This is a genomic window from Pseudomonas sp. GW821-FHT07F05, from assembly GCF_059418765.1.
This window is the reverse complement of sequence record NZ_JBWKQL010000002.1, coordinates 555,958-580,051: the sequence shown is the minus strand read 5'-3', so window position 1 is coordinate 580,051 and position 24,094 is coordinate 555,958. Positions and strand designations below refer to the sequence as shown.

The 24,094-nt window shown below is 59.4% G+C and carries 17 protein-coding genes; all 17 read left to right on the top strand.

Translation table 11 applies throughout. The features are described 5' to 3' along the window. Window positions 1-67 precede the first annotated feature (67 nt). Window positions 68-1,192, top strand: coding sequence for a GGDEF domain-containing protein (locus AC07RO_RS06680; protein ID WP_495085620.1), 1,125 nt, complete (start codon window positions 68-70; stop codon window positions 1,190-1,192). Between the two features lie 142 nt (window positions 1,193-1,334). Continuing rightward, window positions 1,335-2,960 carry an NADP-dependent glyceraldehyde-3-phosphate dehydrogenase gene (locus tag AC07RO_RS06675; protein ID WP_192175127.1) on the top strand — a complete coding sequence of 542 codons (1,626 nt, stop codon included), beginning with the start codon at window positions 1,335-1,337 and terminating at the stop codon, window positions 2,958-2,960. Between the two features lie 386 nt (window positions 2,961-3,346). Beyond that, window positions 3,347-3,850, top strand: coding sequence for a type VI secretion system contractile sheath small subunit (gene tssB / locus AC07RO_RS06670; protein ID WP_346628199.1), 504 nt, complete (start codon window positions 3,347-3,349; stop codon window positions 3,848-3,850). 31 nt (window positions 3,851-3,881) lie between these two features. Next, complete coding sequence (gene tssC / locus AC07RO_RS06665) at window positions 3,882-5,420, top strand: type VI secretion system contractile sheath large subunit (RefSeq protein ID WP_495085619.1); 1,539 nt, start codon at window positions 3,882-3,884, stop codon at window positions 5,418-5,420. 23 nt (window positions 5,421-5,443) lie between these two features. After that, complete coding sequence (tssK, locus tag AC07RO_RS06660; RefSeq protein ID WP_495085618.1) at window positions 5,444-6,799, top strand: type VI secretion system baseplate subunit TssK; 1,356 nt, start codon at window positions 5,444-5,446, stop codon at window positions 6,797-6,799. A gap of 8 nt (window positions 6,800-6,807) precedes the next feature. Next, complete coding sequence (gene tssL / locus AC07RO_RS06655; RefSeq protein ID WP_495085617.1) at window positions 6,808-7,479, top strand: type VI secretion system protein TssL, short form; 672 nt, start codon at window positions 6,808-6,810, stop codon at window positions 7,477-7,479. A 7-nt stretch (window positions 7,480-7,486) separates the two neighbouring features. Beyond that, entirely contained in the window at window positions 7,487-9,268 is a 1,782-nt protein-coding gene (locus AC07RO_RS06650) for an OmpA family protein (RefSeq protein ID WP_495085616.1), read from the top strand. A gap of 19 nt (window positions 9,269-9,287) precedes the next feature. Next, a complete protein-coding gene (locus AC07RO_RS06645) occupies window positions 9,288-9,779 on the top strand; it encodes an Hcp family type VI secretion system effector (RefSeq protein ID WP_065991578.1) in 492 nt (163 codons plus the stop codon). A 192-nt stretch (window positions 9,780-9,971) separates the two neighbouring features. After that, window positions 9,972-12,602, top strand: coding sequence for a type VI secretion system ATPase TssH (tssH, locus tag AC07RO_RS06640; protein ID WP_495085615.1), 2,631 nt, complete (start codon window positions 9,972-9,974; stop codon window positions 12,600-12,602). Beyond that, on the top strand, window positions 12,602-16,534 hold the full coding sequence (gene vgrG / locus AC07RO_RS06635) for a type VI secretion system tip protein VgrG (RefSeq protein ID WP_495085753.1): 3,933 nt from the start codon (window positions 12,602-12,604) through the stop codon (window positions 16,532-16,534). Before tssH ends, vgrG begins: the two co-directional genes overlap by 1 nt. Beyond that, complete coding sequence (locus AC07RO_RS06630) at window positions 16,531-17,169, top strand: DUF2931 family protein (protein WP_346628205.1); 639 nt, start codon at window positions 16,531-16,533, stop codon at window positions 17,167-17,169. Before vgrG ends, AC07RO_RS06630 begins: the two co-directional genes overlap by 4 nt. Next, the gene (locus tag AC07RO_RS06625) at window positions 17,156-17,905 is read left to right on the top strand and encodes a DUF2931 family protein (RefSeq protein WP_495085614.1); all 750 of its coding nucleotides are present in this window, start codon (window positions 17,156-17,158) and stop codon (window positions 17,903-17,905) included. The genes AC07RO_RS06630 and AC07RO_RS06625 overlap by 14 nt, the downstream gene beginning before the upstream one ends. A gap of 254 nt (window positions 17,906-18,159) precedes the next feature. Then, window positions 18,160-20,817: a hypothetical protein gene (locus AC07RO_RS06620; protein WP_495085613.1), complete on the top strand. Its 2,658-nt coding sequence runs from the start codon at window positions 18,160-18,162 to the stop codon at window positions 20,815-20,817. 5 nt (window positions 20,818-20,822) lie between these two features. Next, on the top strand, window positions 20,823-21,539 hold the full coding sequence (locus AC07RO_RS06615) for a hypothetical protein (RefSeq protein ID WP_495085612.1): 717 nt from the start codon (window positions 20,823-20,825) through the stop codon (window positions 21,537-21,539). A gap of 130 nt (window positions 21,540-21,669) precedes the next feature. Beyond that, a complete protein-coding gene (locus AC07RO_RS06610) occupies window positions 21,670-22,395 on the top strand; it encodes a hypothetical protein (protein WP_495085611.1) in 726 nt (241 codons plus the stop codon). A 205-nt stretch (window positions 22,396-22,600) separates the two neighbouring features. After that, entirely contained in the window at window positions 22,601-22,864 is a 264-nt protein-coding gene (locus AC07RO_RS06605) for a PAAR domain-containing protein (RefSeq protein WP_495085610.1), read from the top strand. A gap of 2 nt (window positions 22,865-22,866) precedes the next feature. After that, a complete protein-coding gene (locus AC07RO_RS06600; protein WP_495085609.1) occupies window positions 22,867-24,090 on the top strand; it encodes a KPHS_23130 family T6SS system protein in 1,224 nt (407 codons plus the stop codon). The last annotated feature ends 4 nt before the right edge of the window (window positions 24,091-24,094 follow it).

The following is a 24,094-nucleotide window of genomic DNA, read 5'->3' as shown; positions in this document are numbered from 1 at the left end:
GAGTTGTTTACTGTCATAGCACGATGCCACAATCCGACCCATCCAATGCCAGGGTCGGGCGAATTCGATGTACCTCCATGATTCTCAACCGGCGCGCGAGGCCCTGATACGGGCCCAGGTGCGCAACGATCGTTTGCAGTTGCTTTTCCGTCAGAGTTTTTTCTCGGTGTTCGGCAGCGCGCTGGCGGCTGTAATGCTCTCGTGGATCTGCTGGGAGCGCCTCGAACACTCCCTGATTCTCGGGTGGCTCGGGCTGCTGGGCGCCTCGACCACCTTGCGCCTGATCATGTTGACCGCCTATTTCCGGATGCCGGAAACCGCCCGCACCCCGGAGCGCTGGGAAACCACTTACTGGGTCACGCTGGTGTTGTCGGCCGGCATCTGGGGCAGCGGCGCGCTGGCGCTGATGCACGCCGGGGATTTATTGATCCAGACGCTGGTGCTGCTGTTCGCCGTTGGCATGTCGGTGAGCGCGGTGTCCTGTTATTCGGCGTACCGCTCGATGACGCTGGTGTCGATTGCACTGGTGCTCTTGCCGTGCTCGATCTGGCTGCTGTTTCAACCCCAGACCGCGCAGCAGGGTATGGCGGTTGCGTCGCTGATCTTTGCCGGATTTGTGGTCAGCGCGACGCGCAAATTGTGCCAGGCCATGGAACGGGCCTTTCGCCTGAGCCGCGAAATGGAACATGCCCATCGCATCGCCGACCACGCCGCGCAGACTGATGAACTGACCGGGGTGAAGAATCGCCGGGCTTTTTTCCATCAGGCCGAACGCGCGTACGACACCTGCAAGCGCAGCCGGTTACCGCTGTGCGCGCTGATGCTGGACATCGATCATTTCAAACGCATCAACGACTGCCACGGCCATCAGGCCGGCGATGAAGTGTTGCGGCAGATCGGCCGGGTCATCTGCCAGTTCGTGCGGGAAGGCGACGTCTGCGGTCGGCTGGGCGGCGAGGAGTTCGCGTTGTTGCTCGCCAATACGTCCCTCGACGCGGCCCATGTCATTGCCGAGAAGCTGCGTCAGGCAATCGCCGACATCACCTGTCAGCATGACGAGGGCGTCACCGCCAGCCTCGGTGTCGCCGCGCTGAGCAACACCGGTCAGGACGTGCACGGGCTGCTGGGACTGGCGGACAAGGCGCTGTTCCGGGCCAAGGCATCGGGGCGCAACCAGACGGCGGTGGCCTGAACAGCGCCTCAGGCACCGTCGGCAGACGTTTTTCGTGTCACCCGGACGTGACATTTATCTCGATGCTTTTCATTCGGCGGCGGCTGTGGCGTAGTGTGTCCAGCCTGTTTGGCACGATGACCGACTGGAAGAGGTAAATGAGATGACCCTGCAAAACCGCCTGGACAACCTGTACCCGCGCGCCGACGAGATCCCTGAGCAGTTTCGCGCAGGCCCCGCCATCGAGCAGCGCGATTACCTGGTCAACGGCGAACTGCACCAATGGCACGGGCCGCTGGCACCGGTGCTGAGCCCGGTCTCGCTGAAAACCGACGCGGGCCTTGAGTCCGTGGTGCTCGGCAGCACGCCGCTGATGGACGCCGACACCGCAATGACTGCACTGGACGCCGCCGTCAACGCCTACGACCGGGGCCAGGGCGCCTGGCCCACCATGCGCGTCGCCGATCGCATTCATCACGTCGAGACCTTTCTCAAGCTGATGCGCGAGCAGCGCGACGCGGTGGTCACGCTGCTGATGTGGGAAATCGGCAAGAACCTCAAGGACTCGCAGAAAGAATTCGACCGCACCTGCGATTACATCGTCGACACCATCAACGCCCTCAAGGAACTCGACCGTCGCTCCAGCCGCTTCGAGCTGGAACAGGACACCCTCGGCCAGATTCGCCGCGTGCCCCTGGGCGTGACCCTGTGCATGGGGCCTTACAACTATCCGCTGAACGAGACCTTCACCACGCTGATTCCGGCCCTGATCATGGGCAACACGGTGGTGTTCAAACCGGCCAAGTTCGGCGTGTTGCTGATTCGTCCGTTGCTCGAAGCGTTCCGCGACAGCTTCCCGGCCGGGGTGATCAACGTGATCTACGGCAGCGGCCGCGAGACCGTCAGCGCGCTGATGGCCAGCGGCAAGATTGACGTGTTTGCCTTCATCGGCACCAACAAGGCCGCCAGCGCCCTGAAAAAGCTCCACCCCAAGCCGCACCGTCTGCGCGCCGCACTGGGTCTGGATGCGAAGAACCCGGGGATCGTGCTGCCGGATGTGAACCTGGACAACGCGGTAACGGAAGCCATTACCGGGTCGTTGTCGTTCAACGGCCAGCGTTGCACCGCCTTGAAAATCCTGTTCGTGCACGAAAACGTGGTCGGCAGTTTCCTCGAGAAGTTCGAAGAAAAACTCGCTCAGCTCAAGCCGGGCATGCCGTGGGAGCCGGGCGTCTCGCTGACGCCACTGCCGGAGCCGGGCAAGACCGACTACCTGCAAGGACTGGTGGACGATGCCGTGAGCAAGGGCGCCAAAGTGGTCAACGAAGGTGGCGGCACCACCCATGGGCAGTTCTTCTACCCAGCCGTGTTGTACCCGGTCACGCCGGACATGCGCGTTTACCACGAAGAACAGTTCGGGCCCGTGGTACCGGTGGTGGCGTACCGCGATCTGGAAACGGTGATCGAGTACGTGCTGGATTCCGATTTCGGCCAGCAGCTGAGTATCTTCGGCAACGACTCCAAGCAGGTTGGGCGTCTGGTCGATGCGTTCGCCAATCAGGTGGGGCGGATCAACATCAACGCGCAGTGCCAGCGCGGTCCGGACAGCTTCCCGTTCAACGGCCGCAAGAATTCGGCCGAAGGCACGCTGTCGGTGGACGATGCGCTGCGCGTGTTCTCGATCCGCACCCTGGTGGCGACCAAGTTCCAGGAAAGCAACAAGGCGCTGATCAGCGACATCATCCACAACCGCGAATCGACGTTCCTGACCACCGATTACATCTTCTGATTCATTTGCTCGAAATAGCCGCAGGCGTGTTGCACAGCTGATGCTGTTCAACCGCTTGCGGTTTTTTATATCTGTACCTTAAAACCCGCCGCCACTGTATTGCGCACGCCTTTTAATTCTGCAGCCGTCCACTGTCCGGGATTATTTTGTAGGAAGGATTCTAGACTTCCGTAGGACACCTCTCTTCCTGTCTTTGGTGGGTAGAGTTTTTATTCGTAGGGAATTAGCCTTGCCGCTTCCCGAATTCGATGAAAACTTCATCAACCCATTCGCTGCTCACACTTGTTAAAACTTGATCGCTTGGGTCACGGACGCTCGGCTGATAAAAAGGCCCTGCGATCCAGATATTCCCCTTTGTGACGTGTGGCATTTTCGACGGAGGAGTTATGGCTTCAAACAGCTTTCAAAATGAAGTGCCCAAAGCGCGGGTCAATATAAAACTTGATTTGCACACGGGCGGTGCGCAGAAAAAAGTCGAACTCCCGCTCAAATTGATGGTGCTCGGGGATTACAGCAACGGCCAGGAAGATCGGCCTTTGTCCGAACGCAGCAAAATCAATATCAATAAAAACAATTTCGACAGTGTGCTGGCGGAATTTACCCCTGCCTTGAAACTCACGGTTGAAAACACTTTTGCCGACGACGGTTCGGATGCTTCCGTGGATTTGAACTTCCAGAAAATGAAAGACTTCGAGCCAGAACAGGTCGCCAGACAAATACCATCACTGCGCGCATTGCTGGCGACCCGCAACCTGTTGCGTGATCTCAAATCAAACCTGCTCGACAACGCGACCTTCCGTCACGAGCTTGAACGCATCGTCAAAGACGAAACGCTCAGTGATGAGTTGCGCGCCGAACTGGCCGTACTCGCCGCACCCCCAGAGCGTTAATCACCCGGGTCTCTGATAGCAGGTATCGAACATGTCCTCGAAACACTCTTCCGCAGTATCAGGCGGTGGCACCGTTTTGTCCGAAGAAAGCACCGGCGTCTACAACGCGCTGTTTTCAAAAATAAACCTCAACCCGGTTTCAGCCCTCGGCGACATCGAGGCGTTCCAGAACAACGAGGCGCTGTCGGAGATATCCGCCGATGAGCGCGTGACTGCGGCGGTGAGCGTGTTCCTCAACCTGCTCAAGGGCTCGTCGCGCAAGGTGCAGCGTCTCGACAAAACCCTGCTCGACGAACACATCGCCTCGCTGGACGCGCAGATCAGCCGTCAGCTTGATGCCGTCATGCACCACCCGGACTTCCAGCGGGTTGAGTCCACATGGCGCGGGGTGAAGTCGCTGATCGATCAGACCGACTTCCGGCAGAACGTGCGCATCGAGTTGCTGGACATCAGTAAGGACCATCTGGTCCAGGATTTCGAAGACGCCCCCGAGATCGCTCAAAGCGGTCTGTACATGCACACCTATACCCAGGAGTACGACACGCCCGGCGGTGAACCCATTGCGGCGGCTGTTTCCAGTTACGAGTTTGATCGCAGCCCGCAAGACATCGCGCTGCTTCGCAGCATATCGAAGGTCGCGGCGGCAGCGCACATGCCGTTCATTGGTTCGGTGGGGCCGGCCTTCTTCGGCAAGGACACCATGGAAGAAGTCGCCGCCATCAAAGACATCGGTAATTACTTTGATCGCGCGGAATACATCAAATGGAAGTCATTCCGCGACACCGACGATTCCCGTTATATCGGTTTGACCATGCCGCGCGTGCTGGGACGGCTGCCCTATGGGCCGGACACGATTCCGGTGCGCAGTTTCAATTATGTGGAAAGTGTCAAAGGCACCGATCACAGCAAATACCTGTGGACCAATGCTTCTTTTGCCTTCGCTGCAAACATGGTGAAGAGTTTCGTCAATAACGGTTGGTGTGTGCAAATACGCGGGCCACAGTCCGGTGGTGCAGTGACGGATCTGCCCATTCATTTATATGACCTCGGCACCGGCAGTCAGGTGAAGATTCCGTCGGAAGTGATGATCCCGGAAACCCGGGAGTTTGAATTCGCCAATCTGGGGTTTATTCCGCTCTCCTATTACAAGAATCGCGATTACGCCTGTTTCTTCTCCGCCAATTCAACACAAAAACCTGCGCTGTATGACACCGCCGATGCCACGGCCAACAGCCGGATCAACTCGCGCCTGCCTTACATCTTTCTACTGTCGCGCATTGCGCATTATTTGAAATTGATTCAGCGCGAAAACATCGGCACCACCAAAGACCGGCGTCTGCTGGAACTGGAATTGAATAAGTGGATCAGCGGGCTGGTCACCGAGATGACTGACCCGGGGGACGATTTGCAGGCCTCCCATCCGCTGCGAGACGCCCGGGTGACGGTGGAGGACATCGACGACAACCCCGGCTTCTTCCGCGTGAAGTTGTACGCCGTGCCGCATTTCCAGGTGGAAGGCATGGACGTGAACCTTTCGCTGGTTTCCCAGATGCCCAAAGCCAAAACCTGACGTCGGCCATAGGTGAGCACAACATGAAAATCCACCGACCTCTCTGGGCTGCCGGGGCGCTGTTGTCCCAGCAGCAATTCCAGCAGCAAGCGCGCTGGGAAGCCTGGACCAACGAATGCATTGCCCATCTGTCGCGGGTTCATCCGTGGGGTGTGCAGACGGCGACGTTTGATTCAGAAGCGTTGCGGCTGGGCAAACTCAAGGCGTCCGCGCTACGGGTTCGCCTGCCGGATGGCACGCTGATCGACACCGACAGCGTTGATCGGCTGCCCGCCGCGCTGGCCCTCGAACAGATCCCGATCGACTCGGGGCAGGGCGCGACCGTGGTGTTGTGCCTGCCGCTGGAGCAGGCCAACGGCGGCAATTGCCTGTTCGAAGACGCCCGTGCGGATCGGCCCGTGCGTTACCGCCAGAATTGGCGCGAGGTGCAGGATCTGTACGGCGACGATCAACAGTCGATCGGTGTGCTCGAGCACATGCTCAGCCTGCGTCTGGCCAGCGATGACAACGCTGATTACCTGACTTGTCCGGTCGCCCGGCTGGTGCGTGACGGGCAGGGCCGCGCGTGCCTGGACGAAGCCTTCGTGCCGCCGCTGTTGAGCTTCGCCGGGCACCCCGGTTTGCAGGTTCAGCTGGACAATCTGCTGACCCAACTGGCGTCCAAGCGCCAGCGCTTGATGGGCATGCGCTGCGAGAGCAATCAGCGCATGGCCGACTTCGCGGTGGCCGATGTTTCGCTGTTCTGGCTGCTCAATGCGCTGAACACCTACCAACCCGTGCTCGCCGATTTCAAGGCCAGCCCGGCGCGCCATCCCGAGCAGGTCTATCAGGAACTGGTGAAGCTGGCGGGGGCGCTGCTGACGTTCTCCCTCGAACACGACGTTGACGCCATTCCGGCCTACCGCCACGACGACCTGGAAACCGTGTTGCCGCCGTTGATGCAGATGATCTCGACGTTGCTCGAAGCCAGTCTGCCGTCTCGGGTGATTGCCCTGGAGCTGGAGCGGGTGATCCCGGGTCGCTGGCAAGTGACGTTCAACGACCCGCGCCTGCGCGAAGCCGACGCTGCTGACTTTTACCTGTCGGTGCGCTGCCGCGAGGCCCCGGCCCAATTGCAGGCGCAGTTCCCACGGTTGTGCAAAGTCGGCACGCCGGACGACGTCGATCAGTTGATCAATGCCGCGCTGGACGGTGTTCCGCTGCAGCCGCTGAGTCACGTGCCGGCGGCGATTCCGCTGCGTCTCGAAAACCAGTATTTCGCCCTGGACTTCGCCCATCCGAGCGGTCAGGCGGTGCTCGCCGAAGGGGTCTGCGCGTTCTACGTCCCGGCGACGTTGCCGGACGTGAAGCTTGAGCTGTTTGCGGTGCTGCGCTCATGAGCCGGCCAATGAAAAGCCAAGCGGCTGCGCGGTCCGTCGATGTCGACCAACTGCTGCAGGACAGTTACCTGTTGGTGGTCGAGTTGCGCCACGGCGCGTCGGCTCCGGACAGCGACGCGCTCTGGGAGGTGTGCACCCGGCAGGTGGTGGGGGTCCGCGATGCGCTGACGCATGCGGGCGTCAGCCAGCGCAATGTCGATTTCATCAGCCACGCGCAATGCGCGCTGCTGGATGAAACCGTGCTGATCCACGCCGATGCCAGTGCTCGCGCCAAATGGACCCACGAACCGCTTCAGGCGCATTACTTCGGACGTCATCAGGCGGGGCAGTTTCTCTACGAAGAAATGCGCGAAGTGCTGCACGAGCCGTCTCCGGACCCGAGCGTGCTGCGGGTGTATCACCGCGTGCTGATGCTGGGCTTTCTTGGTCGCTACAAAGAGCCGAACCACCCCGAGCGTCAGCAGCTGATGACTGAGTTGACCACCCGGGTTGCACCGGTGACCCTGGATCAGCCGCTGCCGACGTGGATCGACGCACGGGGCCGCAAGCCTTTGCCGGGATGGTTGCGCGCACCCTTGCTGCATCTGCTGGTGGCCGGTTTGCTGCTGGCGGGCGTCTGGTGGGTGCTGGATTCGCATCTGGCGGCTCTGGTGGCCTCCCTTGTGACCGAGCGGGTGTGACGCGCCCATGACACTCAAGTTGATGCGTGCACTTGCGCTGTGGTCGGGATGTATGGCGCTGATGGTGATCAGCGTCTTGCCCCTGAGCCTGGTCGCTCAAGCCCTGTCTGTGGTGGGCGCCCTGATGCTGGTGGCCGGGGGCTGGCTGCTGGCGGGTCGAGGTTCTTCCCGTCTCGGTGGTCCGCCAAGGCTGGATGAGTTTCGAGCCTTGCCCGGCAGTGAGTACCGCCTGCCCGTGGTGCTGGTGTGCGGGCAGGGATCGTCGGCGCTTTTTGCTGCTGATCTAAATGTTGATATCGCCGAGCAAACCGCCGTGCGGACGACGGCGAGCGGGTGTTACGTCAGCGTGCCGAACATTGAGCGATTGCCCGGTCTGGTCGCAGCGCTGCTGGCAGCGCGTTCGCAATGGCGTGCGCAGATGAGCGTCATGTGTGTGGTCAATCCATCTCAACACACTGACAGCTCGGAACTGGATGGCCAGCTTCGTGCGCTGACCCATCAGCTGTCCGTGGTCCGCAAGCGCGCGCTGACGTTGCCGCTGTGGGTCGTGAGTTATCAGCAAGCGTCCCAAGATACGCGCGATGTTCGTGGGACCGTCTTCAGCCGGGAAGAGGCCGGTGCGAGCGACCCATCTGTGTGGTTCAGCTGGGAAAATGGCAGGCCCTCGGCGCGGGTTAGAAGCAACGGCACCTGCGCCACCGTCGAGGACTGGCAACGACAAGACCGCGCCGCTCTCACTCACCGAGTGCACATCGCGGTGCAGATGAATACCCACGGCGCGTGGCTGGAGCGGTCTGTGGCCCCGCACTTTACCCGCCTTGGCCGTCAAAGCGCGCGGCTGCCGGTGGCCTACGCAATCTGCCGCGTGCCGCGTTTACCGGAACAGGTTCCGGGCAGCGTCTGGCAGCACTGGATACAGGCGAAGACTGCGCTGGTGCCGACCCATTTGACGGGCAGCACGGTCGGTGTTTTGCCCTTACCGGATTGCCTGCTGGAGCTGCTGCCCCGACACACCGGCAACACCGCCGCACGGCGCGCCAGTGTCATCGGCATCTGGCTGACGGCTTTCGCCGCCGTCATCGCGATGTCGAGCTCGGCCCGGCAGAACACCTTGTTGATCCGCCAGGTCGGTGACGACCTGCGCCGCTATGCCTCGATCAACGAAACCGCCCGCGAGGACCCGCAGGCGGTGGCGCTGCGCGAAGCGGCGTTGACCGTCCTGCACGACGACGCCCGACGGCTGGATGACTATTACCGATACGGCGAGCCTCGGTCACTGGGCCTCGGCCTGTACCGCGCCGAACAGCTGCGCATCAGGGTCTGGCACGCCATCGGCCGTTACCAACCGCCAACCGAGACGGTGCAGGCGGCCGGACCCGTGCGTCTGGACACGCTGTCGCTGTTCAACATCGGCAGCGCCGAGCTGAAGCCGGAATCGACCCAGGTGCTGATCAACGCACTGGTCGGCATCAAGGCCAGACACGGCTGGTTGATCGTCGTCACCGGACACACCGATGCAACCGGCAGTGCAGAACAGAACCTGCGCCTGTCCCGCGACCGCGCCGCCTCGGTGCGCGACTGGATGCAACGCATGGGCGGCATTCCCGGCAGTTGCTTTGCCGTGCAGGGCTTCGGCGCCAGTCAACCGATCGCCAGCAATGACACAGAACACGGACGCAGGGCCAATCGCCGCGTCGACATCCGCCTGGTGCCGGAAGAGGGGGCCTGCGGGTCGCTTTCTGCCGGGGCCGGGCCGGCTACCCCCGTCGCATTTCGCGGCACTCGATAACCCAGGCAAGGAGTTTCACATGGCTATTCCCGTTTACCTCTGGCTCAAAGATGACGGCGGCGCTGACATCAAAGGCTCGGTCAACGTGCAGTCCCGGGAAGGCAGCGTCGAAGTGGTCGCCCAGGACCACAGCGTCTACATCCCCACCGACAACAACACCGGCAAATTGACCGGCGCCCGGGTGCACACGCCGTTCCTGTTCACCAAGGAAATCGATGCCAGCAGCCCGTACCTGTACAAGGCCGTCGGCACCGGCCAGACCCTGAAAAGCGCTGAGTTCAAGTGGTACCGCATCGACGACGCCGGCCAGGAAGTCGAGTACTTCAACACCCTGCTGGAGAACGTCAAGGTCGTCCGCGTCGCGCCGAAAATGCACGACGTGAAGGACCCGGCGAAGGAGAAGCACAATCACCTGGAGATGGTCGAGCTGCGCTACGAGAAGGTCACCTGGACCTACAAGGACGGCAACATCATCCACTCCGACTCGTGGAACGAACGCCAGACCGCCTGACGCTGCAAGGCCGGCAGGCAGGCGGCCTTTGCACGCCTGTCTGCCGGCTGCGGTGTGCTGGGTCGAGCGTCCGTTCGCGGGCGCTGCGCCAAGCACATCGGCACGGCACGTGTCCCCTGACAACACAGCGAGGCGTTGACCGGCCAACGGTCGTCGCCGCTCCTTACTCCTTCCGTTCAAGGACGATAACCCATGGCACAGAGCTCCTCCCGTTTGCTTCGCCGCCTCAACCCTTTCTGCGCCCAGGCCCTCAGCGCGGCGGCAACGCTGTGCCAGAGCCGCGGCCACGGCCACATCACCATCGAGCACTGGCTGCTGAAACTGATGGGGCAGGGCGACGGCGATCTGGTGCTGATCGGCCGGCGTTACGAGTGGGACATCGAAGCGCTGTGGACCGGCTTGCTCGACCACATTGATCGCCTGCCGCGCAGTGTCGAGGCCAAGCCGCAGCTGTGCGACAAGTTGCAGCGGCTGATCAAGAACGCCTGGGTGCACGCCTCGCTGGACGAGGACAACGAGCAACTGCGCTCCGCCCACGTCCTGGCGGCGCTGATCGAAAGCCCCGACTTGCTGGCGTGCGTAGAGGCCTGGCCGTTGCTGAGTTTGAGCGAGGTGCAGTTGCGCCATTTGCTGCCGTTTTTGGACGGGCATTCCGATGAGCGTGCGCAGACGGGGCAGGGGTTGGATATTGTTCCCGATGCTGTGCCCGTGGATTCGGTGATGACTGCTGCGGACAACCCTGTGCTGGCAAGATTTACCCAGGACATCACCGAGAAAGCGCGCAAGGGTGAGATCGACCCCGTGCTGGGCCGTGACGACGAGATTCGTCAGGTCATCGACATCCTCAGCCGTCGGCGCAAGAACAACCCGATATTGGTGGGCGAGCCGGGCGTCGGCAAAACCGCGCTGGTCGAAGGGCTGGCCCTGCGCATCGTCGAGGGCAACGTGCCGGCCAGCCTCAAACCGGTCAGCGTACGGACACTGGATTTGGGGCTGTTGCAAGCCGGCGCCGGGGTCAAGGGCGAATTCGAGCAGCGCCTCAAAGACGTGATCGAGGCCGTGCAGCAGGCCGAGCACCCGGTGCTGCTGTTCATTGACGAAGCCCACACGCTGATCGGCGCGGGCAATCAGGCGGGAGGCGCCGATGCCGCCAATCTGCTCAAACCCGCCCTGGCCCGAGGTGAACTGCGCACCATCGCCGCAACCACCTGGAGCGAATACAAGCAGTACTTCGAGCGCGATCCGGCGCTGGAGCGGCGCTTCCAGACGGTCAAGGTCGACGAGCCGGATGACGCCACGGCGATGATCATGCTGCGCGGGTTGAAGGCCCGCTACGCCAGCCACCACGGCGTGCACATCGAGGACGCGGCGGTACAGGCTGCAGTCGTGCTGTCGCGCCGTTATCTGCCCGGTCGGCAGTTGCCGGACAAAGCCGTCGACCTGCTCGACACCGCCAGCGCCCGGGTGCGCATGAGCCTGGATTGCGAACCCCAGGCGCTGATCGCGAGCAAGGCCCGGCAGTCTGCGCTGGAGCAGGAACGTCTGGCGTTGCAAGACGATCGGCGCATCAGTGGACGCACCGCCGATGAACGTATGGCGGTCATCGCCGAGCAGCTGTTATCCCTGAGTGATGAGCTGGCGCGACTGCAGGACCAGCATGCCAACGAACTCGATCTCGCGCAGACCTTGCTCGCGGCCCGCCATGGTGAGGTCTTCGACGCCGACATCTGCGCGGATCTGCAGGCCCGGCTCAAGGCGGTTCAGGGCGACGCACCGCTGTTGTCGCTGGACGTCGACGATCGCAGCGTCGCCCAGGTCATCGCCGACTGGACCGGCGTGCCCCTGAGCAGCCTGCTCAAGGACGAACAGGCCAGCCTGCTGACGCTGGAGCAGTCGTTGGCATCCCGCGTCATCGGGCAGGACCGCGCATTGACGGCGCTGGCTCAACGACTGCGCGCTGCGAAAACCGGACTGACCGAAGAAGACGCCCCGCTGGGCGTATTCCTGCTGGTCGGCAGCAGCGGGATCGGCAAGACCGAAACCGCCCTGGCGCTGGCCGACACCCTGTTTGGCGGCGAAAAATCGCTGATCACCCTGAACCTGTCCGAGTACCAGGAAGCCCACACCGTCAGCCAGCTGAAAGGCGCGCCGCCCGGTTACGTCGGCTACGGACAGGGCGGGGTGCTCACCGAAGCGGTGCGCCAGCGACCCTACAGCGTCGTGCTGCTCGATGAAGTGGAAAAGGCCCACCGCGACGTGCTCAACCTGTTTTATCAGGTCTTCGATCGGGGCTTCATGCGGGACGGCGAAGGGCGCGAAATCGACTTCCGCAACACCGTCATCGTCATGGCTTCCAACCTGGGCAGCGACCTGTTGCAGGACTACCTGCTGGCGAACCCCGAAGCGCTCGACGGGGAGGTCCACGAGCAACTGCGGCCGGTGCTGCGCGAGCATTTTCAGCCGGCGTTGCTGGCGCGTTTTCAGACGCTGATCTATCGACCGCTGCAGGCGCCTGCGCTCAAACGCATAGTGGCAATCAAGCTGGGCAAAGTGGCGGAGCGGTTGCGCCGGCATTACGGGCTCGACTGCCGGATTGACGAGCGCCTGCATGACACGCTGGTGGAGGCCTGCCTGCTCCCCGACAGCGGCGCGCGGAACATCGACAGCTTGCTCAATCAACAGATTTTGCCGGTGCTGAGTCAGCAGCTTTTGCAGCGCCAGGCCGCGCGATTGGCTACGCGGGGCGTGGTGCTGGGGCACTGCGAGGAGGAGGGCATCACCCTTGAGTTCGTCGGAGCCCTGGCTTCGGTGGAGGGTGAATGATGAACGATTCCATTGGGGTGTTTTTCGACCATAGCCGTCACAAGCTCACCGTTCGTAACCTGCCTCTGGCGCTGGATGTGCTGGCGTTTGAGGGCGAGGAGCGGCTGAGTCAGCCCTTTCTTTATCGCGTTGAATTTACTTCCGTCGAGCAGGACATCGGGGCTGAGCGGATGCTCGGGCAGGATGCGCAGTTCAGTCTGCATGCGGCACCCCACACGTTGCCGATTGCTATTCCTGGCTTGCCGGTGCCTAAGGTTGAACCGCTGCGCACGTTGCATGGGGTCATCACCGGGTTTAAGCGGCTGTCTGGCTCGGCTGACGAGGCGCGCTATGAAGTCACGCTGGAGCCGCGCTTGGCCTTGCTGGGTCGTGGGCGGCAGTTTCGGATTTATCAGCATCAGTCGGTGCCGCAGATTGTCGAGAGCATTTTGCGCACGCGGCATGATTTTGAGGGGCAGGATTTCTTGTTCTCGCTGGTGCGCGAGTATCCGAAGCGCGAGCAGGTGATGCAGTACGGCGAGAGCGATCTGGCGTTTGTTTCGCGGCTGTTGGCTGAGGTGGGGATCTGGTACCGCTTCACTAACGATGAGCGATTGGGGATTGCGGTCGTCGAGTTTCATGATGATCAGCGGCATTACGTCCGGCCGCGGGTGAGCTTGCCGTTTCGGCCTCAGTCGGGGTTGGGCAGCAGCGGGCAGGACGGGGTTTGGGGGTTGCAGGTCAGTCATGAGGTGGTGGAGAAGAGCGTTCACTTTCGTGCTTATCACCACCGGGATGCGAACGCATGGCTGGATGGGGATGTTGATCAGACGCGGGGGGATTCCACGACCTACGGCGAGGCTTATCACTATGCCGAGCCGTACAAGGTCTTGGGCGACAAGCTCGATCAGGATGAAGATCTGCTCGGGGAAAGCGGGTTTTTCTATGGGCGGCTGCGTCATGAGCGGTATCTGAATGATCAGACGCGGCTGACCGGGATTAGCAGCAATGCGTCTTTGGGATTGGCGCAGGTGCTGGCGATTTCCGGCGGAGCGCCGCAGGCGTTTGAGCCGGGAGCGGTCATTACAGGACTGCAGCTGCGTGCGGCGCGGGATCGTAGTTTTGAGTTGAGCTTTGAGGCGATTCCTTATTCCGAGAGCGTGTGTTTTCGGCCGCCGTTGCTGGCGAAACCGCAAATAGCCGGGACTGTTCCGGCGCGGGTCACCAGTTCGCTGGCCAACGATCCGTATAGCCACATTGATAGTGAAGGTCGTTACAAGGTCAGCTTTCTGTTCGACCGAGACAGCTGGGAAATCGGTCAGGAAAGCCTTTGGTTGCGCCTCGCCCGACCTTATGCGGGCGATACCCACGGCCTGCACCTGCCGCTGATCTGCGGGACCGAAGTGGCTGTTGCCTTTGAGCAGGGCGACCCGGATCGGCCGTACATCGCTCACGCCCTTCATGACAGTCGCCATCCCGACCATGTGACGCTGCTGCGCAGCGATTACAAACGCAATGTGCTGCGCACGCCGGCGAACAACAAGCTGCGCATGGAAGACGACCGCGGCAAGGAACACATCAAACTCAGCACCGAGCACAGTGGCAAAAGCCAGCTAAACCTCGGGCATCTGGTGGATGACGAGAAGCTGAAACGCGGAGAAGGCTTTGAATTACGCACGGATGGTTGGGGCGCGATTCGGGCCGGGCGTGGGGTGTTTATCAGTGCGGATGGGCAGACCAAGGCGCAGGGCAAGCAGCTCGACATGAGCGCGGCGGTCGGTCGATTGCAGAATGCCGGCGATCAACTGGAAACAATCTCTGCAGATGCCGCCATTAGCCGGGCAGACCCAGCGGACGTCCAAGCCCAACTCGATCTGCTCAAACAGGATCTGGACGCGCTCAAATCCTCGGTCCTGCTGGTCAGCGCCCCGGATGGTATTGCGCTGACCAGCGGCAAACATCTGCAACTGGCCGCGCAAGACAACCTGATGCTCAACGCGGGCGGCCACGCCGACATCAGCGTGGTCAAGAAACTCTTTATGGGTATCGGCCAGGGCCTGAGCCTGTTCGTGCGCAAGGTCGGACTCAAGCTGATCTCCAACGAGGGCCCGGTGAGCATCCAGGCGCAGAACGATACGCTTGAACTGATCGCTCACCAGGGAATAAACATCACCAGCACCGAAGACGAAATCCACATCACCGCCAAGAAACGAATTGTCCTCAACGCCGGCGGCAGCTACCTCGCCATTGAGCGGTGCAGCATCGAATCCGGCACTGCTGGCGATTATCTCATCAAAGCCGCGCACTTCGACTTCAGACCTAAAGCCGCGCAGGAGGTTGAACTGCCGGCCTTGCCACCACTGTTGGATATCCCGCCTGAACTGCACGAGTTCTGGCCCAGCTTCAGTGGCGGCAACATTCACTACGAACGGAGCATGATCAAAAATGCTGCGCCGGTTAAAGAGCCTGAGCTAGTTGAGGAGGAAGAAGAGGAAGAGGAAATCACCGATGGCATCACCTTGCGCATCGGGTTGTTCTTTGACGGGACCAGGAATAACCAGAGTAATGCGGCGGCGACCGCCCAGTGCCGACAATCGGATTTGGACAGTTTCAGCCGTGAAGAGCTGGAGAGTATCGCCGCGACGTGCAAGCAGTATGGGTTTGGGGAGTTTGACGGGAGTGCGTTCAATAGCGCGCCGGATAACAGTTACGGGAATGCGCCGAGTAATGTGGCGTATTTGTATGACTTGTATCCGGATAACACTGCGACGCTAGTTAGTAAGGATTCGGATATCGGGTATGTCAGGGTGTACATCGAAGGCATTGGTACTCGTAGCGGTGGCGAGGATGACACGATAATTGGACAAGGCCTGGGGCAGGGAGAGACCGGAGTTGTCGCTCGGGTGACGCAGGCTCCAGAGATCATTTCAGAGCAGCTGAGCCTTTTTAGAAAAATCAATCCCGGCATAGTTGTTCGCTCTGTTGAACTCGACATTTTCGGCTTTAGCCGTGGCGCTGCCGCTGCGCGGCATTGCGCTAATGAGGTGCTCAAGCCAAGTTATGGTTTATTCAGCGAACTGTTTACAGGCGGAGTTGCGGGCCTATTTAGAAGTTTCGATTCGGCCGCTAATGTTTGCATCAACTTGATCGGCTTGTTCGATACCGTTGCAGCTGTCTCGACGCCTTCCCGTGGCGATTTCAGCCCGGGCAATGACATCAATAAAGGCGTCAACCTTCACCTCCCGCCTGGATGTGCGCGAAAAGTCATCCAGCTACATGCGCTCGACGAGTATCGCGCCAACTTCTCTCTCAATGAAGTGCACTTCAGTCATCTGCAGATCGGGATGCCAGGCGCGCACTCGGATATCGGTGGGGGCTATCTGCCGCGATCGCGAGAGAAATTGTGGATGATGAAACCTTGCAAGGTCAGCGTTCAGATTGGCAAAAAGATTGAATCTCACCCTGGATGGGGGCGCGCGGAAGTGGAGGCGCAGCTGCTACGTGATTCCGGAGTGGCACGCGAAGGGTATATCGAAGTGAAAGCCTGGCCGGCGGCTGCCGCGCCTCGTGGCAAGAGTGAGCCGACCGCACAGGACTACTGGATCACAGTGATCCTTGAGCGCCCGATATATGGCGAATTGAGCCTGATTGCATTAAGAGTGATGCGCGAGCTTGGTGTGCGTCATAGGGTGCCATTCGACGTTATCGCAGACACGGATAAGCGCTTCAAATTGCCTGACGAGCTCAAGCTCATCTCAGAAAACGTCCTAAGGCAGGTTTTGTCCGATAGGTTTGTCAAACTTGAACCCGCGGACGAGGGCTTGCTGCGATCACGCTACGTCCACCTGTCGGCGCACTGGACCCCAACCGGACCACTGTTCCTAAGCAAGCCGTCGGCGATGAACCGCCGAAACAGGCACCCGGATTGTCCTCAAGCAGGATATCCGGAATGAAGCGACTAATTTGCTTTGCGAGCCTGCTGCTTAGCCTCACTGCCTGTGCAAGCGGACCAAGGCTACCTCCGATTCCCGAGCTGCCATACGCAGCCTGGAATATAGGTTTTGCTGCGCCGAAACACATGGAGGTATGGATAGAGACGGTCGACGTTCTTGATCGGCGCGGACTTGCCTTTTTCCGCGTGCACGGTGGTGTCGCGAGCTACACAGGAAACGTTAAGGGGTGGCACCAGGGAGTGTCGGGCGGGAAGCCCATCAATAACGTTGATCTACCGGACCAGCTCTTTCTGCGCTGGCAGTCACTCGTGGAGCCACAGGCTTACAAGATTAAAATAACGATACCGCAATGGGTCCGTGACGAGATGATCAAGCCACAGCACGTTCTGTGCGAGTGGAATCGGCAGTGGAAAAACGATTATCGGAAGATGATCACGCTGGGCATGGCGCCCGGCGGGATCGTAAAGGTGTGGGTGGGAGGAGCGTGTTTAGACTTCAAAGAAATCGGCCGCTTTCAGGCCGAAGTCGAATCTCGCGGGCCTTATCTGAACAATAAAGGGCTGTTTTACCGCGCACCAAATCCAGCGGCACAGGCCTGGATCGAACAACACGGCATTCCCTATGGCAGTTGGTAACCCGGCCATGAATGCTCACGACAATCATGACCCCGCGCGACAGCCGCCACCTTTCCGGCTCGGCTCATGGGGATCAACCGGATACTGGGTTTCCAAGATGAGGCGCCTGGTTTGGGTAGTCGGTTTTTCACTCAGTCTGAGTGCATGCGCGAGTGGGCCACGATTACCTCCTGCGCCAAAGCTGCCATATCCGGCTTGGTACGTAGGATTAGCCGCACCCAAGTATATGGAAGTCTGGGTAGAGACTGTGGACGTGCTTGATCAACGCGGCCTCGCATTCTTTCGCGTGCATGGTGGTGTCGCCGGCTATACCGGAAAAGCCGAGGGCTGGCACCAGGGAGGAGGCAAGTCGAAACCTGTAAATAACGTCGATCTGCCCGACCAGCTATTCCTGCGTTGGCAGTCACTGGTGGAGCCCCAGGCTTACAAGATCAAAATTCAAATACCGCAATGGGTCCGTGATGAGATGGTTCGACCCGAGCGTGTCCTATGCCAGTGGAATAACAAGTGGAAAACCGACTATCGAGAAATGATCACTCTGGGCATGGCACCCGGCGGGATTGTTAAAGCTTGGGTTGGCGGATCTTGCCTGGGCTTCAAAGAGGTAGGCCGCTTTCAGGCCGAAGTCGAGCCTCGAGGTCCTTATCTGAACAATAAAGGACTGTATTACAGAGCCCCAAATCCAGCAGCACAGGCCTGGATTGATCAACACGGTATTCCCTATGGCAGTTGGTAATTCGGCCATGGGCATGACTGGCATGCGTCGCTACTCTCCGGCGGCATTAACTCCGGGCGGAGGACACTGCTATGTGGTAGCACGCCCATCGAATTGCGGTTCAACCACAACTGCAATTTACAAAGTGCCCCGGCTTACATCTGTAAAGAGCAGGGACCAGCTGTTCGCCAGGCCCATTTACTGTCGCGCGCCGGTAAAAGTGCGGATGGACTTAACGGGCGCCTCGCACCGTCATCGCAGGAGCGAATAACACTATGAATACTCAATTTGCCTGGCCGTTCGGATTGGAAGATACCCAGTCTCCGATACTGCCAACGCCGGACACCTTGCCGCCGCGTTCATCTGCTGACGCGCAGCGAGATGCCGACCTACTGCAACCCGTCCAAAACTGGAGCCATCCCTTCCGCGATAAACGCGATTCGCTCCAGCACCTGACCCATCTGGCAAACGCCGCAAGCGGCAGCTATCCCCTCGGCAGCAGCGGGCTCTGGCATGGCGGTGTGCATTTTGATGCGGGAACGGCGGGCACGCTGGACCAGTCGAGCGTGCACTGCATCGCGGACGGTGAAGTGGTGGCCTATCGCATTGATGAGCAGTCGCCTGACACGACGTATTTCGTCAATAAACAGCTCGTTTCAAAGCCGTTCTCGCGTAATTTCGTGCTGGTGCGACACCGCCTGCAGCCGCCTGCCATCAAGGGCAGCACGGACACGCCGCCGAGTCTGATCATCTACAGCCTCTACATGCATTTGCGGGATTGGGCGGCGTACGAAAAAGACTCGGCTGTCGTCAGGCCAGGACTCTGGAAATCCGGATCGACCCTTCAAGTTCGCGTCGACGTTAACGACATCCATGGGGACTACCCCGGGCAACGCGGACTGAACGTGCGCAACAAGGCGAGCAAGGGCGCGATCATCGGCTGGCTGCCGCGTGGTGCGGAAGTCCAGGTCAGCGGCGAAGGTACTTATCGCAAGCTTGAAAACACCCCCGGCCCCGATCATCTGAAAGACGCCAGCGGCGGGTTGCGAGGTTATGTCTGCGCCGACTTCCTGCGACCCATGGCGGGCGAGCAGCATCGGGTCGTTTCCGAGACGCCCCTGAACGTCCGTGCTCAGCCAATGGTTCGCAAAGGCAACGAGATCGGCACGCTGTATCCAGGCACCGAGGTGACGGTCAGTGGCACAGGCCGGTTTCGCAAGCTGGAGCGGGTCAATCAATACGTGCACTTCGCTTCGTTGCAGAGCGGCGCAGCCGAGCCGGAAGCGCGGGGCAGCGTTGTCGTTCTGGATAAGCCGGTTGCGATCAAGGCCGGTGAACTGATTGGGCACATGGGCCGCTATCACGAAGGCGCCGTCGATTACCCGGAGAAACGTCTGCACCTGGAGGTGTTCAGCGCGGGCGATGTGAACATGTTCCTGCGCCTGAGCCGTGTTTGGGCAGACAAGCTGCCTGCGAGCAGCAGGACCTGGCTGAAGCTGGTGAAAGGCACTCCCGTGGTCGCGCATCAGGGCACTTTCAGCAGCAAAAAGCCGCCGACGTTGAAGGCGGCTGGCACGCCCAGCGCTGTGCAATTGTTGCTTCCCAAAACTTTGCTCGACGGTTTGCCGGCCGAACGAAAAATCGCTGTACCTGCCAGTGGCGACAGTAAAGCGTGCAACTGGTATCGCCTCGACGGGCTGCTGCATGACGCCGACAACAACCTGCTCGACGGGTGGGTATGTGAAGAAGTGGGCGTGACGCCGTGGCTCAGTCCTTGGTCGTGGGAAGGCTACGAGACCCTCGCCGACTACGATTCGCCGCGGAGCATGCTTGCCTCTTTTATGCGTGCATCAGGCCGGTTCAACGAGGACGAGATCACACGCCATGGCGCGGCGGCTGACAAGGCCGACCAAGGCCCGATCAAAAAGCGCCTGTTCGACATCATTGACCGCAACCGTGACGGCAAACTGAGCGGTAGCGAGATACAAGCCGCGCTAAGACTGCCAGCCCACGCGCAGTCGATTTCCCAACTGATTGTTCGCTACCAAAGCGAATGGCATCACGTCCCGGGCAAGTGGGATGCACTGGACGACCTCCTGGGGCATGGCGGCTCGACGCCTAACCGCAACTGGCTGGCAGAGAAGCAACGGATCAGAGAGTTGACTTGGTGGGCAGAGGTGGCCGGACGGCTTGGGTTGCCGGCGGATGGGAAAGTGCATCATCTGCATCCGATCGGGTTGATCGGGTGTTTTGAGAAGACAGGTGGCCTGATAGATGTCGAAGCATTTTTAACCTTGTATGCCGCGGAACACACCCGCTTCGCTCCGGGCACGCCTGCGCTTACGGCGGGTTCAAGAGAAAATCTGCGCAGGACCGTCCTGGCGATCAACAAATACTACGAGGACTCGACCGACGTTGCGAGCGTGTACGAGGTTGCTTATATGTTGGCAACGGTGAGGCATGAAACTTACTTCTACCCGACGGGTGAGTTTTTCAGCGAAAAGCCTGAGTATGGAAAGCTTTCTTACTTTGATCAATATGACCCAGTGCTTGCTCCTGAACCAGACCAGCGAACGACAGCTGTGAGCTACGGAAATACCAATAAGGGCGATGGATTTAAATATCGGGGGCGCGGGTGTGTCCATTTGACATGGAAAGTCAATTATAAAAAGTTTTCTGATTTGATGGGGTATGACTATGTTGCTGATCCGGATGCCGCAGCTAAGGTCGAACATTCGGTTCCTATTATGATTGTTGGCATGACGAAAGGGCTGTTTACTGGAAAGAAGCTTTCTGGTTCTTTTGCGGGAGAGAGGCATAACTACGTTTCCGCTAGAAAGATTATCAACGGTAAGGACGCAGCGAAATTGATCGCTTCCTACGCCGAACGTTTTGAGAAAGTATTAACCCAATCGTCAAAATTACAAGGATGATCGCTGTGAAATTCGGAACGCTGCTGTTGATTGTCATGTGTTGGTCGGTGTCCGCCAGGCTAAGCGCCGCCTTCTCTTTATCGTCTAATACCGATGATGGGACCTTGACAGCGCATGTCGACGGTCGAGAGTTTCACTATCCGGATATTATCGGTGACCGATATGGCCTTTGGGTGGGTGTGAAACTCATCAATAATGCGCCCGCGCTGTTCGCTTTCGGAAGAGACAGTTATTACTACACCGTCGAAGCAGGTGCGGGCGGTGCGTACATCGATTGCGCGTATGCCGATGCCCGGAATTCAACGAATGGGGCTCGAGTGCTCGCGGGAATGTGCGGCCTTAAAGGCAAAATTGTCGAAGATTTTGAATTGATCGCTCAGGACTACGCAAATACTTGGATGGATAACATTTTCGGGTTTAATACGAGGCCCATGCTCGACGAGCAAGGTAGCGCGGAATTTTTGCTAGGGAAAATTGGCGAGATTGAAGTTTACGATCAATACCCTTCGGTGGACGCGCTATTTAGTGCCAAGCCCGAAAAATACATAAAGACTAGTTCGGGCTGTTATTACTTCAAACAAAAGCTGGCCTTCCTGGTGTTTAACAAACCTCGGCTGGATAAGCCTGTATTTCTAGACGTTATCCGCTCTCGCGATCCATTTTTGTTAGATCGGTTAACAGAAGCAAAATTAACAAAAATGGCCGTCAGAAAGTGCCGTTAACAGGAGCGGCACTAAGGCATTGACGCGTGCAAATAAAGACAGTTACGGCTAGCAAATAATTGATCCCGATGCGCGGGACCTTTTAAGAAGAAAATTAAAGCAGTCACGAAGGCTGTCCGGAGAAATCGCTATGAAAATCGTGAAGGTGTTACTGGGGCTTATGTGCCTGTCGATGGCAACCGGGGTGAACGCAGCCTTTTCAATTTCTTCCAACGACAAAGATGGAACCCTGACAGCACATGTTAGCGGTCAGGAGTTTCAATATCCCAATATTATCGGCGATCGATATGGCTTATCGACAGGCGTAAAGCTCATCAATAATGCGCCCGCGCTGTTCGCTTTCGGAAGAGACAGTTATTACTACACTTTAAAGGCAGATGCGCGCGGTGCGTATATCGATTGCGCGTATGCCGATGGCAGAAACTCGAGAAATGGCGCTGGAGTGCTTGCGGGGATGTGCGGTCTCAATGCAAAGATCGACGAAGACTCTCAGAGCATTGCACAGGAGCTCGCTAATACTTGGATGCATTCGGTCTACGCATTCGACACATGGCCAATGATCAGCAATAAAACTAGCGGAGACTTTCTCCTGGGAAAAATTGGCAAGGTTGAGGTATACGATCGATATGCCTCCATGGATGATCTGTCGGATGCAAAGCCCGAGAAATACTTAAAAACGTCATCAGGCTGTTATTACTTCAAACAAAAGCTGGCCTTTTTGGTATTTAACAAGCCTCAGCCGGATAAGCCTGTGTATCTAGACGTTATCCGCTCTCATGATCCGTTTTTATTAGATCGGTTAACAGAAGCCAAACTGACAAAGATGGCCGTCAATAGATGCCGTAAATCCAAATAAAACCTGGGTGCGGGCGCACGAGCAAGCGCTACCCATAGGCAGTTTTCAGAGGCATCTAAAATTGCCTGAAGGACTACCAAACGCACGTTCTGAAGGGCTTTTCCTGCAATGCACTTTTTTGTGCAAAGCACTGTTACATCCCCGACCTCTATGAAGTCGGCCGGATTCGATCAACTTTTATTTCTGCCATCAAGAGACAAACATCATGAAAAACATCATCCGCATAGGCGACACACACACCGGAGGCGGCCAGGTGCTTTCGGGTTCCGGGGTCATGAAATTCGGCGGCATTGGCGTCGCCCGGCTGAACGATCCTGTCTTTTGTCCGCTGCCCGGGCATGGCCCGACGTTCGTGGCCGAAGGGCACGCCACCTTCAATGACAACGGTATCCCGGTCGCCTTTCACGGCCATCGCTGCGCATGCGGATGCCTGTTGATTTCGTCCATGCCACAAGCGAGCGCACGTTAGTCATGCCGGTCAGACTGGATCAAGTGCCGCCCGTTGCTCAGCGACCGGGTCGGCCCCGGGTGTGGCTGTGGATTGGCGCACTCGTCTTGCTGGTGATGGCGGGCCTGGCCGCACAGGTGCTGCTGATCCCGCCACCGGAGGAGGGCCGGCCAATCATGCTGGGGCCCGTGGTGTTTTTGCCGGCCATGATCTGGGCTGCCGTTGCTGCTTTAAGGGCGATGATCTTCGCCGGTCAGCAGCGTTCCGCCGATGGCTGGGATGAGGTGCGGGAAGAGGACCTGGCTCAGCGGATCAGCTGTGGTCGCCGCTCGCTTGACGTATTGGGCGCAAGCCTGCACACCGCGTTGCGAGCGCCGGACTCGGATACACACCCTCAGCTCGACCTGATGCTCGGGGACGAACCCGCCATCAAATCCCAGGTAACAAGACTTGGCGGGGTGGCACGTCACAGTCGGTTGCCCGGGGATGTAGCCGAAGCGCCTGAGGATGTGCTGGATGGGGCCTTGCGCAGAGTGCTCGGTGATCTGGCACCTGCATTGGCGCAGTTCCCACAAGACAGCCCGATTGCGTTGCTGCTTACGGTTGAGACCTGTGTACCCGAGGAAACGCTTCAAGACATCTGGAAACGGGCGTGGCAACAGTCAGGCATCCGGCACGCCCCAGTACCCGTTGCCGAAACAGGCATGGTCGCTGTCGACCAATGGCTCGACCAACGCGCTGCGGACCAGAGCCCACTGATGGTCATCGCGCTGCAGATCGCCCCCTCGAACGCCGATGCAACGGCTGAGGCCGCCGTCGGGCTGCTGCTTGCAAACCCCACGAACCATAGCGGTGTAACGACGCTTGCCTGTCTTCATCGTCCTGAACCGGAGCGCGAGCAAGACGACACCTCATTGATCCGGGCAATGCGTCAAGCGCTGGACTGGGTGCCGCTGCAGCCCGAGCAGGTCGGTCAGGTCTGGCGCGCGGGTGTCGATGGGGCGCGCAACGCCGCAATTGCTACACAGATCCCAGCGGCCCTGCCGACGGCGGACGCCAAACCGGAGCTGATCGATCTCGACGCGTTGCTGGGCCACGCCGGACCTGCCGCGCCGTGGCTGGCCCTCGCCGACGCTGCGCTGAATCTGCAGCACGAAGCCAAACCTCAATTTGTTTTGTCCGGGGAGGGTTCGGGTGAAACCGCACTCTGGGGCATGGTCTTGACGCCCGTCCCCGCGCGTCCCTAGCAGG

Coding starts and splice junctions, on each gene's coding strand:
- AC07RO_RS06650 (WP_495085616.1), top strand. CDS start 7,487: ATGACACTCAAGTTGATGCGTGCACTTGCGCTGTGGTCGGGATGTATG.
- tssL (WP_495085617.1), top strand. CDS start 6,808: ATGAAAAGCCAAGCGGCTGCGCGGTCCGTCGATGTCGACCAACTGCTG.
- AC07RO_RS06630 (WP_346628205.1), top strand. CDS start 16,531: ATGAAGCGACTAATTTGCTTTGCGAGCCTGCTGCTTAGCCTCACTGCC.
- vgrG (WP_495085753.1), top strand. CDS start 12,602: ATGAACGATTCCATTGGGGTGTTTTTCGACCATAGCCGTCACAAGCTC.
- AC07RO_RS06605 (WP_495085610.1), top strand. CDS start 22,601: ATGAAAAACATCATCCGCATAGGCGACACACACACCGGAGGCGGCCAG.
- tssH (WP_495085615.1), top strand. CDS start 9,972: ATGGCACAGAGCTCCTCCCGTTTGCTTCGCCGCCTCAACCCTTTCTGC.
- AC07RO_RS06645 (WP_065991578.1), top strand. CDS start 9,288: ATGGCTATTCCCGTTTACCTCTGGCTCAAAGATGACGGCGGCGCTGAC.
- AC07RO_RS06600 (WP_495085609.1), top strand. CDS start 22,867: ATGCCGGTCAGACTGGATCAAGTGCCGCCCGTTGCTCAGCGACCGGGT.
- tssC (WP_495085619.1), top strand. CDS start 3,882: ATGTCCTCGAAACACTCTTCCGCAGTATCAGGCGGTGGCACCGTTTTG.
- AC07RO_RS06675 (WP_192175127.1), top strand. CDS start 1,335: ATGACCCTGCAAAACCGCCTGGACAACCTGTACCCGCGCGCCGACGAG.
- tssB (WP_346628199.1), top strand. CDS start 3,347: ATGGCTTCAAACAGCTTTCAAAATGAAGTGCCCAAAGCGCGGGTCAAT.
- AC07RO_RS06610 (WP_495085611.1), top strand. CDS start 21,670: ATGAAAATCGTGAAGGTGTTACTGGGGCTTATGTGCCTGTCGATGGCA.
- AC07RO_RS06680 (WP_495085620.1), top strand. CDS start 68: ATGTACCTCCATGATTCTCAACCGGCGCGCGAGGCCCTGATACGGGCC.
- tssK (WP_495085618.1), top strand. CDS start 5,444: ATGAAAATCCACCGACCTCTCTGGGCTGCCGGGGCGCTGTTGTCCCAG.
- AC07RO_RS06620 (WP_495085613.1), top strand. CDS start 18,160: ATGAATACTCAATTTGCCTGGCCGTTCGGATTGGAAGATACCCAGTCT.
- AC07RO_RS06625 (WP_495085614.1), top strand. CDS start 17,156: ATGGCAGTTGGTAACCCGGCCATGAATGCTCACGACAATCATGACCCC.